The organism is Actinacidiphila sp. bgisy145, assembly GCF_057708125.1.
The window spans coordinates 397265-409961 of record NZ_JBYIRL010000002.1; the positions used below are offsets into that span (position 1 = coordinate 397265).

Here is a 12697-nt window from a genome sequence, read left to right on the forward strand (position 1 = left end):
CACGCCTGATGTCACATCTGTCTCCACATCCCACGCCTAGGACGAAGCTGATGCACCGGTACCGGTCCCACACCTGCGGCGAGCTGCGCGCCACCGACGTCGACACCGACGTCCGCCTGTCCGGCTGGCTGCACAACCGCCGCGATCTGGGCGGCATCCTCTTCGTGGACCTGCGCGACCACTACGGCTTCACCCAGCTCGTGGTGCACCCCGGCTCCCCGGTCTACGACCGGCTCAGCGGCCAGTCGAAGGAGTCCGTGCTGCGGGTCGACGGCCGCGTGCTGGCCCGCTCGGCGGAGAACGTCAACCCCGAGCTGCCCACCGGCGAGATCGAGGTCGAGGTGACCTCCCTGGAGGTGCTCGGCGCCGCCGACCCGCTGCCGTTCCCGGTCTTCCCCGAGGACAACGCCAACGAGGAGATGCGGCTCACCAACCGCTTCCTCGACCTGCGCCGCCAGCGCATGCACCGCAACCTGATGCTGCGCACCCAGGTGATCTCCTTCCTGCGCCGCGAGATGACCGCGCTCGGCTTCAACGAGATGGCCACGCCCATCCTGTCGGCCACCTCGCCCGAGGGCGCCCGTGACTTCCTGGTGCCCTCCCGGGTGCACGCCGGGAAGTTCTACGCGCTGCCGCAGGCGCCGCAGCAGTTCAAGCAGCTGCTGATGATCTCCGGCTTCGACCGCTACTTCCAGATCGCGCCCTGCTTCCGCGACGAGGACTCCCGCGCGGACCGCTCGCCCGGCGAGTTCTACCAGCTCGACGTCGAGATGAGCTTCGTGGAGCAGGAGGACGTGTTCGGCGTCATCGAGAAGGTGATGACCGACCTGTTCACCGAGCTAGGCGGCGGCCGCACCGTCACCTCGCCCTTCCCGCGCATCCCGTTCCGCGAGTCGATGCTCAAGTACGGCAACGACAAGCCCGACCTGCGCACCTCGCTCGAACTCGTCGACGTCTCCGGCATCTTCGCCGACTCCGACTTCAAGGCGTTCGCCGGCAAGCACGTCCGCGCGCTGGCCGTGCCCGACACCGCCGAGCAGCCGCGGAAGTTCTTCGACTCCCTCGGCGAGTACGCGGTCTCGCTCGGCGCGCAGGGCCTGGCGTGGGTGCGGGTCGGCGACGCGAACAAGCTCACCGGGCCGATCGCGAAGTTCCTCACCGAGGACGACACCGCCGCGCTGCTCACCGCAGTCGGCGCGAAGCCCGGCACCGCGATCTTCTTCGGCGCCGGGCAGTTCGACGAGGTCTCGAAGATCATGGGCCCGGTGCGGGTCGAAGCGGCCCGCCGCGCCGGGCAGTTCGACGAGAACGTCTTCCGGTTCTGCTGGATCGTGGACTTCCCGATGTTCGAGCGCAACGAGGACACCGGGGCGATCGAGTTCTCGCACAACCCGTTCTCCATGCCGCAGGGCGGCCTGGAGGCACTGCGCACCAAGGACCCGCTGGACATCCTCGCCTGGCAGTACGACATCGTCTGCAACGGCATCGAGCTGTCCTCCGGCGCCATCCGGAACCACGAACCCGACGTGATGTACGCGGCGTTCGAGATCGCCGGGTACTCCCGGGAGACGGTGGAGGCGGAGTTCGGCGGGATGCTGCGGGCGTTCCACTACGGCGCGCCCCCGCACGGCGGGATCGCGCCCGGCGTCGACCGCATGGTCATGCTGCTCGCGGACGAGCCGAACATCCGGGAGACCATCGCCTTCCCGCTCAACCAGAACGCGCAGGACCTGCTGATGGGGGCGCCGTCCGAGGTCCCCGACACCCGCCTGCGCGAGCTGCACCTCCAACTGCGCAAGCCGCAGCAGCACAAGAGCTGACAGACGCTCCTCAAAAGGGGCTCGGGGAACCGCCGGCGCGGTTCCCCGGGCCCCTTTTGGGCGCCCTTCCCGCGTGAGGCAACCCTTCGAGGGGGCATGCGTGTTGGAGGGGTGTGGAGAGGAAACACCTTGAGCGAACCCGGGTTCGAGGAGTGGGTGGCGGCGAGGGGCCCTCGGCTCCTCCGGGTCGCCTGGCTGCTCACGGGCGACGCCCACCTCGCGGAGGACCTGCTCCAGACGGTGCTCGCCCGCACCTGGCCGAAGTGGCACCGGATCGCGGGCGAGAACCCGGAGGCGTACGTCCGCAAGGCGCTGGTGCACACGCACGCGTCGTGGTGGCGGCGCAGATGGCGGGGCGAGGTGCCGCACGGCGAGCTGCCGGAGCGCGCGGCGGACGGCGACCCGTACGAGAGCGTGGAGTTGGAACAGGCGCTGGGCCTGGCGGTGCGGGCGCTGCCCGTACGGCAGCGGGCCGTGGTCGTGCTCAGGTACTTCGAGGACCTGACGGTGACGGAGACCGCCGAGGCGCTGGGCTGCTCGGAGGGCACCGTCAAGAGCCAGGCGTCCAAGGCGCTGCGCTCACTGCGCGCGCGCCTGCCGTCCGCGGTGTCCGTACGGGGTGGGGGAGTGGGCGGCGATGACCGATGAGGAACGCGAACTGAGCGCCCTGCTGGAGCGGGTGGTGCCGCAACTACCGGCGCCCGTCCAGCGGTTGGAGGGGGTACGGGAGCGGATGCGGCGGCGCGGGAGGCGCCGGGCGGCGGTCGGCGCGTCGGTGGTCGCGGTGGCCGTGGTCGCGGCGGCCGGGCTGCTGCTGCCGTCACCGGGGGGCGGCGCCGCCCGCCCGGCGGCGTCCGGGCAGCGCGCCCAGGCCGCCGGCCAGGGGACCGCGGGCGCCCGGGCGACCGCCGGCCGCGCCACGACGGCCGCGCCCGGCCCGACCGGCACCACGCTGGCCCCGCCGCCGGGCGACCGGGTGTACGCCTACGGCGACCTGGCCGGGCTGCGGCTGACGATGCCCGCGGACTGGTACACCCTCAAGGCAGGCACGCTGTCCGAGTACGCCGCCACCCAGCAGCTCGCCGTGCCGACGAGCGGCTGCGACCACGCCCGCGACGACTTCTGCACACCCCTGGCGCGGAGATTGGACCGCGGCGGCACGCTGCTCCAGTTCCGCCTGAAGCACGACGCGGTCGCGCTGGACGAGATCCGCCGGACCGACCACGTCGTCCAGGCGGCACCGGTGGTGACCGCGTGCCGCACCGTCGGCGGGACCACCGAACTCACCACCACGCTGCCCGGGCCCCAGGGCTCCGACGTGGTGGTCACCCTGACCGCGTGTCTGGCGGCGCCGAGCGCCGCGCAGCTGACCGAGACCCGCGACGTACTGACGTCGGCCGACCTCGCATGAGGCGGCCGCCGAGGAAAGGCCGAGACCCGATCATGTCCGTCCCCCGCAAGGACGCTTCCCCCAAGGACGCTGCCCGCAGGACCGCCCGCCGTACCGGGCCCGACCGCGGGCGGGCCGTGCTGGCCGCCGTGGCCCTCGGCGCGGCCGGCGCCCTGCTCGCCGGGTGCGCCGCCGCGAGCGGCACCGGGGCGCGGCCGTCCCGGCTGGCGGAGCAGGGCGCGGTCGCGTCCCCCGTGGGCGCCGCGGCCGGGCGGGACGCGCCGCGCACCGTGCCGACGACGCCCGCCCCGACGACCCCCGCCCCGGCCACGCTGCCCGGGGTCGGCCCGAAGACCCTCGCCGAGGTCCCGGCGGACGCCCGGCAGGTGGTGCTCGTCACCGGCGACGGCCACGACAAGTCGACGTCCAAGGTGCGGCTCTTCGAGCGCGACCCGGACGCCGGCTGGACCGCGGCCGGCCCGGTCTGGTCCGCGCACAACGCGCTGCACGGCTGGAGCACCGACCACCAGGCGGGCGACCTGCGCTCGCCGATCGGCGTGTTCACCCTCACCGACGCCGGCGGCCGCCTCGCCGACCCCGGCACCCGGTTCCCCTACGACCACGAACGGTCCGGCTTCAGCTCGCCGGGCACCGGCTTCGACGGCGAGTCGCTCGCGGACGCCTTCGACTACGTGATCGCCATCAACTACAACCGCAAGCCCGGCACCAGCCCGCTGGACTGGACCCGCCCGCTCGGCAGCTCCCGCGGCGGCGGCATCTGGCTGCACGTCGACCACGGCGGCCCCACCCACGGCTGCGTCTCGCTGCCGGAGTCGGTGATGAAGACCCTGCTGCGCACCCTGGACCCCGCGCAGCACCCGGTGGTGGTGATGGGCGACGCGAAGGCGCTGTCCGCCTGAGCGGGCAACGCACTGGAAAGGCCCGCGGGCACCCCTGGCGACAGGGTGTCCGCGGGCCCTTGGGCGTTCGCCGGACCGCGCTACGCGGCCGCGTCCGGGTCACCGCCGAAGCGCTCGGTGTACCCGGCCAGGTCCTCGTCGGTGATCTTCGCGAAGAGCACCGGCGGCACGGTGAACGGGGTGCCGACCGGCAGCGTCGTCAGGGCGCCCGCCTGCTCGGGGGTGACCCAGGTCGCGGTGTCGTCCGGCAGGTCGAACGCGGCGCGCATGGCCCGCGCCGAGGCGGGGATGAAGGGCTCGGAGACGACCGCGTAGAGGTGGATGAGGTTCATCGCGGTGCGCAGGGTGAGCGCCGCGCCCTCCGGCGAGGTCTTGATCTCCAGCCAGGGCGCCTTCTCCTCCAGGTAGGAGTTGCCCGCGCTCCACAGCGCCCGCAGCGACTGGGCGGCCTTGCGGAACTGGAGTGTCTCCATGTGGCCTTCGTACTCGGCCAGCAGCGTGGTGATCTGCTCGCCGAGCTTCGCCTCCGCCGCGCCCGGGGCGCCGCCCTCCGGCACCGCGTCGCCGAACCGCTTGCGGGAGAAGGACAGCACCCGGTTGACGAAGTTGCCGAGGGTGTCGGCGAGGTCCTTGTTCACCGAGGAGGTGAACAGCTCCCAGGTGAAGGAGGTGTCGTCGGACTCCGGCGCGTTGGCCATCAGGAAGTAGCGCCAGTAGTCGGCCGGCAGGATCTCCAGCGCGGCGTCGGTGAAGATGCCGCGGCGCTGCGAGGTGGAGAACTTGCCGCCGTAGTAGTTGAGCCAGTTGAACGCCTTGACGTAGTCCACGCGCTTCCACGGCTCGCGGGTGCCCAGCTGGGTGGCCGGGAACATCACGGTGTGGAAGGGGACGTTGTCCTTGGCCATGAACTCGGTGTAGCGCACCGGGTTGTCGCCGCCGTCCGCGTCGTACCACCACGAGAGCCAGTCGCGGGTCTCGCCCTCGCCCGCGGCGTCGGCCCACTCCTTGGTGGAACCGATGTACTCGATGGGTGCGTCGAACCAGACGTAGAAGACCTTGCCCTCCGCCGCCAGCTCCGGCCAGGTGTCGGCGGGCACAGGGACCCCCCACTCGAGGTCGCGCGTGATCGAGCGGTCCTGGAGCCCTTCGGTGAGCCACTTGCGGGCGATCGAGGACGCCAGGGTCGGCCACTCCCCGCTGCTGGCGTCGATCCACGCCTCGACCTCACCGGCCAGCTTGGACTGGAGGAGGAAGAGGTGCTGGGTGTCGCGGACCTCCAGGGCGCTGCTCCCGCTGATCGCCGAGCGCGGTTCGATCAGGTCGGTCGGGTCGAGCACGCGGGTGCAGTTCTCGCACTGGTCGCCGCGCGCCTTGTCGTAGCCGCAGTGCGGGCAGGTGCCCACGATGTAGCGGTCGGGCAGGAAGCGGCCGTCGTCCAGCGAGTAGACCTGGCTGACGGTGCGTTCCTCGATGAACCCGTTCTCGTTGAGAGTGCGGGCGAAGCGCTGGGTGATGTCGCGGTTCTGCGCGGAGGAGCTGCGGCCGAAGTGGTCGAAGGACAGCTCGAAGCCGTCGTAGATGGCCTTCTGCGCGTCGTGCGCCTGGGCGCAGAAGACGTCGACGGGCAGTCCGGCTTCCTTGGCGGCGAGTTCGGCGGGGGTGCCGTGCTCGTCGGTGGCGCAGATGTACAGCACCTCGTGGCCGCGGTCGCGCAGGTACCTCGCGTACACGTCCGCCGGGAGCATGGACCCCACCATGTTGCCCAGGTGCTTGATCCCGTTGATATAGGGCAGGGCTGAGGTGATGAGGTGACGAGCCATTGCAGGCTGCTCCCAATTCGTTGCGTGGAGTGAGTTGTTCGGCTACGGAACGTCAATAGCGTATCTGACCCGAACAGGTGGTTACCGACTGTAGGCAAGCTGGTGTTCTGGGCCGGTGGCTTGGCCCCGAACATGACTGTAAGTAAGCGCACGTGCACTTGCACGTGCACATGCACGTGACTTGCCCACGAGTTATGATTCGAGTACCAGACGAGGTACAGGTGTAGGAGTCGCTGATGCGCCGGACGCACAACGGAATGGCTGCGGAGGATCTCTCGGAAGCGGTCTGGCAGAAGAGTCGGCACAGCAATGCCAATGGGACCTGCGTGGAGTTCGCCGCTCTGCCGGACGGCGAGGTGGCGGTGCGCAACTCCCGCTTCCCTGACGGGCCGGCGCTGATCTACACCCGGGCCGAGATCGAATCCATGATCATCGGCGTGAAGGCCGGGGAGTTCGACCACTTGATGCCGTAGCGGAAGCCGGTTGACGCCCTGGCGGAAGCCGGGCCGAGCTGCTATCGGCCCCGACCTCCGCCGCCGGAGGGCTGCTTCACCGCATGTTCACTGCATGCGGCTGCCGGGCACGAGGAACAGCGCCCAGACCACCTTTCCCGCACCGCCGAGCGGATGCCAGCCCCAGCTCTCGCTGAAGGACTCCACCAGGTGCAGTCCGCGGCCGGTCTCCGCCACGTAGTCCGGGTCCTTCGCGATCGGCGCGACCCCGCTGGGGTCGCGCACCGCGCACACCACCCGGGAACTCCGGCGCACCAGGCTCAGCTGCACCGGCGCACCGGGGGTGCCCAGCGGCACCGCGTACCGCAGCGCGTTGGTGACCAGCTCCGAGGCGACCAGTTCCATCGAGTCCCGCAGCAGCGGCATGTCCCAGTGCTTGAGGGTGGCGCGGGCGAAGCCCCGCGCCTCGCGCACGGACTCGGGGGCAGCCGAGAGCCCGCAGCTGGCCCCGTCACCGGCGGCGAGTCGCTCGGGCGCGAGTACGCCTTGCCATAACGGTTCCAGCACAGCTGCTGCCTCTGCCCTCATGCGAGCCCCCGAGGTATCTGCACGGACACCATGCTCATGGATCAGCACCCGGCGATGCAAGGGCGTCTGCACGTGCATCTGCAAGGAATTTATGCACGTGACGATGGAGAGTGACGGGATGGGTACTGCCCGCAGCACATAAGTGGCAGACTGCTGATGAGCTAAGGGCGGAGCGTGACCTATGAGCGCAGGGCAGCCGGGAGGCGGGTCCATCGTGCGACGAATGCTGCTCGGGGCGCAGTTGCGACGGCTGCGGGAGTCCCAGGGCATCACCCGGGAGGACGCGGGCTACTCGATCCGCGCCTCCGAGTCGAAGATCAGCCGGATGGAACTGGGACGGGTCAGTTTCAAGGAGCGGGACGTCGCCGACCTGCTGACCATGTACGGAGTGACCGAGGAGGCCGAGCGGTTGGCGATGCTGGGGCTGGTCCGGGAGGCCAACGCGGCCGGCTGGTGGCACGGGTACGGCGAGGTGATGCCGACCTGGTTCCAGACCTACGTCGGACTCGAGGAGTCGGCGGCGCTGATCCGCACCTTCGAGGTGCAGTTCGTGCACGGGCTGCTCCAGACCGAGGACTACATCAGGTCCGTGATCCGCGTCGGCTACCCCGGCGCGGCCGAGTCCTGGGTGGAAAGACGAGTCGGCCTACGCCTGGAACGGCAGAAGCTCCTCGTGTCGGAGCGGGCACCCCACTTCGTATGCGTGATGGACGAGGGCGCGCTGCGCCGGTCGTTCGGCGGTCCGAAGGTCATGCGGGATCAGGTCGGCCACATCCTCGAAGCGGCGGAGGCGTCCAACGTCGACGTGCGTATCCTGCCGTTCGCGTCCGGCGGGCACGCGGCGGGCGGCGGCGCCTTCACGCTGCTGAGCTTCCCCGAGTCCGACCTGCCCGACCTGGTCTACCTGGAGCAGCTCACCGGCGCGCTCTACGTCGACAAGCACGACGAGGTCGTGGAGTACACCAAGGCGATGGACGCGCTGGACCGGATCGCGCTGGACCCGGCCCGGTCGGTGGACTGGCTGCGCGCGTTCCAGCGCGAGGTGTGACGGCCCGAGGGCCCTCCCCGCGCGGTGAGTTGACACAGCGTCACCGTGCGGGGGACGGACCCGCGCGAACCGGCCCCTTCGGAAACCCCGGCACGTACAGTGGCAAAGCCGGGGGGCACTGTCGGGCCGCCGCGTGACGCGGGGCCCGCCGAACCGAGGGTGTGGGGATGGGCGTTCGTGGGCACGGGCCCGGGCGGAGCCGAAAACGCTGGGCCGTCGCGATCGCGGTGGCCTTTGTGCTGCTGGTCGTCGGCGGCGCCGGTGCGATCTACCTCAAGCTCGACGCGAACATCTCCACCTTCGACGCCGCCGGGCTGAGCAAGGACCGGCCCGGGGCCGAACAGGCCGACGCCGACGGCGACACCGCGCAGAACATCCTGCTGATCGGGTCCGACACCCGCGCCGGCGGCAACTCCGCGCTCGGCGGGAAGGGCAGCTCCGGCGACATCGGCCGCTCGGACACCACGATCCTGCTGCACGTCTACCCCGACCACCAGCACGCGGTGGGCGTCTCCGTCCCGCGCGACTCCCTGGTGGACATCCCGCCCTGCCTGCTGCCGAACGGCACCTGGACGGCGGAGCAGCCCAGCGCCATGTTCAACTCGGCCTTCTCGGTGGGCGACACCGCCGCCGGCAACCCCGCGTGCACCCAGAACACCGTGGAGAAACTCACCGGGATGCGGGTGGACCACACCGTCGTGGTCGACTTCGAGGGCTTCGCGGCGATGACCTCGGCGGTGCACGGCGTCGACGTCTGCGTGCCGGACGACATCTACTCCGGCGACCTCAACCCCGGCCTCGGGTACCGGGGGAAGCTGGTCCTGCACAAGGGGATGCGGAAGCTGTCCGGCCGGGACGCGCTGGACTACGTACGGATGCGGCACGGCATCGGGGACGGCTCCGACGTCGGGCGGATGCTGCGCCAGCAGGCGTTCCTGTCCGCGCTGATCGCCAAGGTCAAGGGCGAGGGGATGAACCCGGCGACGCTGCTGCCGCTGGCGAACGCCGCGACCAAGTCGCTCACCGTCGATCCGGGGCTCGGCACCGCCGCCAAGCTGATGTCCTTCGGGCTGTCGCTCAAGCACGTCGACCTGAAGAACATCCAGTTCGTCACCGCGCCCTGGCGGTACGCGGGGGCGCGGATAGACCTCGTCCACCCGGACGTGGACGAGCTGTTCGCGGCACTGCGGGCGAACCGTACGCTCGACGGCACGCACACCTCCGGGCAGACCGCCCCGACGACGGCCCCGGCGCCGGCCCCCGCGGTCGACGGCTCCGGCATCGCGGTCGCGGTCTACAACGGCACCACCACGAACGGACTGGCCGCCAGCGCGTCGGCCGAACTGGCGAAGTCCCACTTCACCGTGACCGGTACGGCCACCGCCCGTGCCCAGGACCACGCCACCACCCTCATCCAGTACGGCGCCGCCCACACCGTCCAGGCGCAATCCCTCAGCCGGCTCTTCCCCGGAGCCCGGTTGGAGCCGCTCGGCATCAGCGGGATCAACCTCGTCGTCGGCGCCGACTTCGCCAGGACCGCGACGGCGACCGCGACCCCGGCACCGGCGGCACCGGCCGCGCCCCCGACCGCCCCCAACCGCACCGCCGCCACCGACCCCTGCGCCCACCTCTCCTACGGCTGAACCCCCGCCCGGCTGATCCCTGGCGCCCGCCGTCGGCAGGTGCCGGGGGTGCTCGGTCAGTCGGCGATGCGGGCCTCGGCGGTGAGGCGGTCGATGCGGCCGCTGACGAGCAGCTCGCCGGGGACCGCGTTGCGGGCGCCGAACTCGGCGGCGCGGTCGGGGCCCATGTAGCGCCCGCCGATGCGGGTGCCCCAGTTCTGGAGGGCCATCAGGTCCTCCGAGAGTTCGGCGGTGCACTCGAAGAGGGCGAAGGAGTAGGGCGGTTCCTGGTCGTCGACGCAGAGCGCGAAGTGCGGGTCGCGCCGCAGGGCGCGGCCCTTGAGCGAGTCGCGCCCGGTCATGAAGACCACGCGGATGTCGGCCGGGTCGGTGTCGTCGAGCACGAACCACACGGGGGTGACGTGCGGCCGCCCGTTCCTGCGCTGGACGGCCAGTTTTCCGGTGCGAGTGCCGGTCGTGGCGAACTCGCGCCACTCCGCCTCGGTCATGTGCGCCATGGCGGCAGGGTAACGCCGCGGGGCCGCCCGGGCCGGTCAGCTCGCCGTCGTCGCGGCGGAGCCGCTGCCGCGGACCTCGAGGCCGGCCAGCAGGTCGGCGGTGGCGGCGGTGATCGCGGCGACCGCGGTGTCGAAGACCTCCTGGTTGTGCGCCGCGGGGGCGCGGAACCCGGAGACCTTCCGTACGTACTGAAGGGCGGCGGCGCGGATGTCCTCGTCGTGCACCTCGGGGGCCATCGGCGGACGCAGGGTCTTGATGCTTCTGCACATGCCTCCAGTGTGCCGCGCGGGTACGACACCGGGGCGGTGGTGCCGGCCGCCGCGGCCGGTCTGCCGCACGCCGGGCCGGGCCGGTACGCTCGCGGGCGTAGAGATCCGATCTCTACGCCCGCGACGCGCGTTCGAGGAGCCGTACATGCTGCGATACCAGCTCACCCACCCGACGATTCTTGCGGCGCTGGCCTCGGCCGGGCACGGCTCGCGGGTGCTCGTCAGCGACGGCCACTACCCGCACACCACCGGCGCCCACCCGGCCGCCGCGCGCGTCTACCTCAACCTCGCGCCGGACCGGATGCTCGTCACCGAGGTGCTCGCCGCGCTCGCGGACGCGGCGCCGTTCGAGGCCGCCACCGTGATGACCCCGCCGCCCGGGCAGCCCGAACCGGAGGTCTTCGCCGAGTTCCGCGCCGCCCTGCCCGGTGTGCCGCTCGACGGCCTCGACCGGCACGCCTTCTACGACGCCGCCCGCGGCCCCGACACCGCCTTGGTGATCGCCACCGGCGACCGCCGCACCTACGCCAACCTGCTCCTGACGATCGGCGTCCGCGGAGACTGATCTGCCGCCCGGGCCCGCCCGGCTACCGCGCCGGGGGCAGGTAGGCGCGGAAGGTGCGGGCGCCGCGCGGGGTCGGCAGCGGCACCGACCGCCAGGCGCGGGCGAAGGCCGGCGGACGCCCGCCACCGGTGACCAGGTAGGCGACCGGCTGCTGCCGGGTGCGGGCCAGCAGCCCGGCCGTGTCGATACTGCGGTCCGGCCCGTCCAACTGGCGTGAGGTGCAGCCGGTGTAGAAGGAGATCGGCACCGCGGAGACGCCGCTGAGCGTGCAGGGCGCGGTGACGCCGTGCGCGTGCAGCCCGTCCGCGACGGCGCGGTACTCCTGCGTGGTGCGGTGGTTGTTGCGGGTCGCGGTGTGCAGCACACCGCCCTGGATGGCGAGATGGCCGCACAGCCCGACGGCGACCACCGCGACCGCCACCGGCCGCAGCCTCAACCGGCTTCCTTCCGCGGCGAGTTCGGCCCGGGTGGCCGCCCACCACAGGAACTCCGCCACCGGCAGCGCCAGCAGCGCGTACGTCGGCAGCAGGAACCGCGGCGCCGCGTACGAGATCGTGAACAGGTACGGCAGCGCCATCGACACCGCGGTCAGCCCGGCGAGCCACACCGCCGAGCGCCGCAGCCGGGGCACCACCGCCGCGCCGCCCACCGCCAGGAACGGCAGCGCGAACCACCACAGCGACGTGTCCTTGTGCCGCCACCGCACCGTGCAGGGGCGGCACAGCGCCCGGCCGCTCAGCGACCTGACCTGGTCGTCCACCGCGAAGTGCAGCCCCATCCCGCCCTCGACCGCGCTGGAGCTGTGCAGCCGCTCGGACAGACCGCCGTAGCGGACGTACGCCTCGACCACCCACTCCGCGCAGCCCAGCACCACCCCCGCGACGAGCACCGCCAGCACCGCCGGCCGCCGCCAGCGCGGCACCGCCAGCGCCACCGCGGCCAGCGGCAGTGCCAGCCAGCCCGCGTCCGGCGGGCGCATCAGCCCGACCACGGTCACGCCCGCGGCCAGCCCGACCAGCGCGGCCCGGTCGCGGGGGTCGCGCACGGCCCGCACGAAGCAGCCCACCGCGGCGAGCGCGCCGAACGCGCTCCACAGGTTCGGCATCACCTGCGGCCCGTAGAACAGGGTGATCCACAGCCCGGCGAACAGCGCCCCGGCCAGGGCGAGCACCCGCTCGGGCAGCACCCGCCGCCACAGGTGCAGCGCGACGTACAGTCCGATGCCGGACAGCGCCGCCATCCACAGCCGCAGCGCGAGAGGGGAGTCGGTGAAGTGGGCGACGGGCGCGGCCAGGAAGGAGATGCCGCGGGCCCGCGGGGCGCTGAAGGTGGCCGCCGGAATCCGGCCGCTGACCTGGCTGGTATAGACCGTCTCGTCCCAGCCGAGCCCGGAGCCCGGCAGCACCAGGAGCAGTTGCGCGGCGACGTACACCGCGCAGACCGCCGCGATCCACCGGCTCCACCCGGCTCTCGGGCGCGGCGCCGGCGAGCGGGGCGCGGTGCCCGGCGGGCGTGCCGTGTCCGGCGCCTGCGGCGGTTCCCGGCGTGCGGCGCGGAGCGGTTCGGGCATCGGCGACCTTTCCAGCGGCGGGCGTGGCGCGGAACCCCCGGATTTGCGAGCGTAAGTGTGCAGAACGCCGAAACCGCAGTTGAACGCGCGTGTGCACAGAAAGAGCCGCCACCT

Annotated in this window: 13 protein-coding genes; 8 read left to right on the forward strand and 5 right to left on the reverse strand. The window is 72.1% G+C overall.

All coding sequences use genetic code 11. The features are described 5' to 3' along the window. Positions 1–50: 50 nt before the first annotated feature. From aspS to AC3ERT_RS03570, 4 genes are all read left to right on the forward strand, one after another. Entirely contained in the window at positions 51–1820 is a 1770-nt protein-coding gene (aspS, locus tag AC3ERT_RS03555; protein ID WP_335972016.1) for an aspartate--tRNA ligase, read from the forward strand. 96 nt (positions 1821–1916) lie between these two features. Then, positions 1917–2468, forward strand: coding sequence for a SigE family RNA polymerase sigma factor (locus AC3ERT_RS03560; protein WP_435133633.1), 552 nt, complete (start codon positions 1917–1919; stop codon positions 2466–2468). Further along, positions 2458–3231 (forward strand): hypothetical protein, encoded by a 774-nt coding sequence (locus AC3ERT_RS03565; protein WP_435172576.1) that lies wholly within the window; start codon positions 2458–2460, stop codon positions 3229–3231. The genes AC3ERT_RS03560 and AC3ERT_RS03565 overlap by 11 nt, the downstream gene beginning before the upstream one ends. Before the next feature lie 32 nt (positions 3232–3263). Beyond that, complete coding sequence (locus AC3ERT_RS03570; RefSeq protein WP_435172578.1) at positions 3264–4130, forward strand: L,D-transpeptidase family protein; 867 nt, start codon at positions 3264–3266, stop codon at positions 4128–4130. A gap of 80 nt (positions 4131–4210) precedes the next feature. Here AC3ERT_RS03570 and metG read toward each other — a convergent pair whose 3' ends face one another. Continuing rightward, positions 4211–5950, reverse strand: coding sequence for a methionine--tRNA ligase (metG, locus tag AC3ERT_RS03575; protein WP_435172580.1), 1740 nt, complete (start codon positions 5948–5950; stop codon positions 4211–4213). A gap of 236 nt (positions 5951–6186) precedes the next feature. Between metG and AC3ERT_RS03580 the strand changes: the two genes are divergently transcribed. Next, entirely contained in the window at positions 6187–6423 is a 237-nt protein-coding gene (locus AC3ERT_RS03580; RefSeq protein WP_202234921.1) for a DUF397 domain-containing protein, read from the forward strand. Positions 6424–6510: 87 nt separating this feature from the next. Here AC3ERT_RS03580 and AC3ERT_RS03585 read toward each other — a convergent pair whose 3' ends face one another. Further along, on the reverse strand, positions 6511–6969 hold the full coding sequence (locus AC3ERT_RS03585) for an ATP-binding protein (protein ID WP_435172581.1): 459 nt from the start codon (positions 6967–6969) through the stop codon (positions 6511–6513). Between the two features lie 202 nt (positions 6970–7171). Between AC3ERT_RS03585 and AC3ERT_RS03590 the strand changes: the two genes are divergently transcribed. Both AC3ERT_RS03590 and AC3ERT_RS03595 read left to right on the forward strand, forming a co-directional pair. Further along, on the forward strand, positions 7172–8038 hold the full coding sequence (locus tag AC3ERT_RS03590; protein WP_335972028.1) for a helix-turn-helix domain-containing protein: 867 nt from the start codon (positions 7172–7174) through the stop codon (positions 8036–8038). 227 nt (positions 8039–8265) lie between these two features. Further along, the gene (locus tag AC3ERT_RS03595) at positions 8266–9681 is read left to right on the forward strand and encodes an LCP family protein (RefSeq protein WP_335972030.1); all 1416 of its coding nucleotides are present in this window, start codon (positions 8266–8268) and stop codon (positions 9679–9681) included. Positions 9682–9737: 56 nt separating this feature from the next. Here the strand turns inward: AC3ERT_RS03595 and AC3ERT_RS03600 are convergent, their stop codons facing one another. Together AC3ERT_RS03600 and AC3ERT_RS03605 are read right to left on the reverse strand one after the other, a co-directional pair. After that, a complete protein-coding gene (locus tag AC3ERT_RS03600) occupies positions 9738–10178 on the reverse strand; it encodes a PPOX class F420-dependent oxidoreductase (protein ID WP_435133618.1) in 441 nt (146 codons plus the stop codon). Positions 10179–10214: 36 nt separating this feature from the next. Next, positions 10215–10448, reverse strand: coding sequence for a DUF2277 domain-containing protein (locus AC3ERT_RS03605; protein WP_435133615.1), 234 nt, complete (start codon positions 10446–10448; stop codon positions 10215–10217). A 145-nt stretch (positions 10449–10593) separates the two neighbouring features. Between AC3ERT_RS03605 and AC3ERT_RS03610 the strand changes: the two genes are divergently transcribed. Continuing rightward, entirely contained in the window at positions 10594–11013 is a 420-nt protein-coding gene (locus AC3ERT_RS03610; protein ID WP_335972036.1) for an RbsD/FucU domain-containing protein, read from the forward strand. A 22-nt stretch (positions 11014–11035) separates the two neighbouring features. On the opposite strand, the gene AC3ERT_RS03615 is transcribed toward AC3ERT_RS03610, so the two are convergent. Further along, a complete protein-coding gene (locus AC3ERT_RS03615; RefSeq protein WP_435172584.1) occupies positions 11036–12583 on the reverse strand; it encodes a hypothetical protein in 1548 nt (515 codons plus the stop codon). Positions 12584–12697 lie beyond the last annotated feature (114 nt).

Excerpts from the sequence above, each read along its gene's own strand:
- AC3ERT_RS03615 (WP_435172584.1), bottom strand. The coding sequence starts at position 12,583 with ATGCCCGAACCGCTCCGCGCCGCACGCCGGGAACCGCCGCAGGCGCCG.
- AC3ERT_RS03610 (WP_335972036.1), top strand. The coding sequence starts at position 10,594 with ATGCTGCGATACCAGCTCACCCACCCGACGATTCTTGCGGCGCTGGCC.
- AC3ERT_RS03570 (WP_435172578.1), top strand. The coding sequence starts at position 3,264 with ATGTCCGTCCCCCGCAAGGACGCTTCCCCCAAGGACGCTGCCCGCAGG.
- aspS (WP_335972016.1), top strand. The coding sequence starts at position 51 with ATGCACCGGTACCGGTCCCACACCTGCGGCGAGCTGCGCGCCACCGAC.
- AC3ERT_RS03590 (WP_335972028.1), top strand. The coding sequence starts at position 7,172 with ATGAGCGCAGGGCAGCCGGGAGGCGGGTCCATCGTGCGACGAATGCTG.
- metG (WP_435172580.1), bottom strand. The coding sequence starts at position 5,950 with ATGGCTCGTCACCTCATCACCTCAGCCCTGCCCTATATCAACGGGATC.
- AC3ERT_RS03565 (WP_435172576.1), top strand. The coding sequence starts at position 2,458 with ATGACCGATGAGGAACGCGAACTGAGCGCCCTGCTGGAGCGGGTGGTG.
- AC3ERT_RS03600 (WP_435133618.1), bottom strand. The coding sequence starts at position 10,178 with ATGGCGCACATGACCGAGGCGGAGTGGCGCGAGTTCGCCACGACCGGC.
- AC3ERT_RS03605 (WP_435133615.1), bottom strand. The coding sequence starts at position 10,448 with ATGTGCAGAAGCATCAAGACCCTGCGTCCGCCGATGGCCCCCGAGGTG.
- AC3ERT_RS03560 (WP_435133633.1), top strand. The coding sequence starts at position 1,917 with ATGCGTGTTGGAGGGGTGTGGAGAGGAAACACCTTGAGCGAACCCGGG.
- AC3ERT_RS03580 (WP_202234921.1), top strand. The coding sequence starts at position 6,187 with ATGCGCCGGACGCACAACGGAATGGCTGCGGAGGATCTCTCGGAAGCG.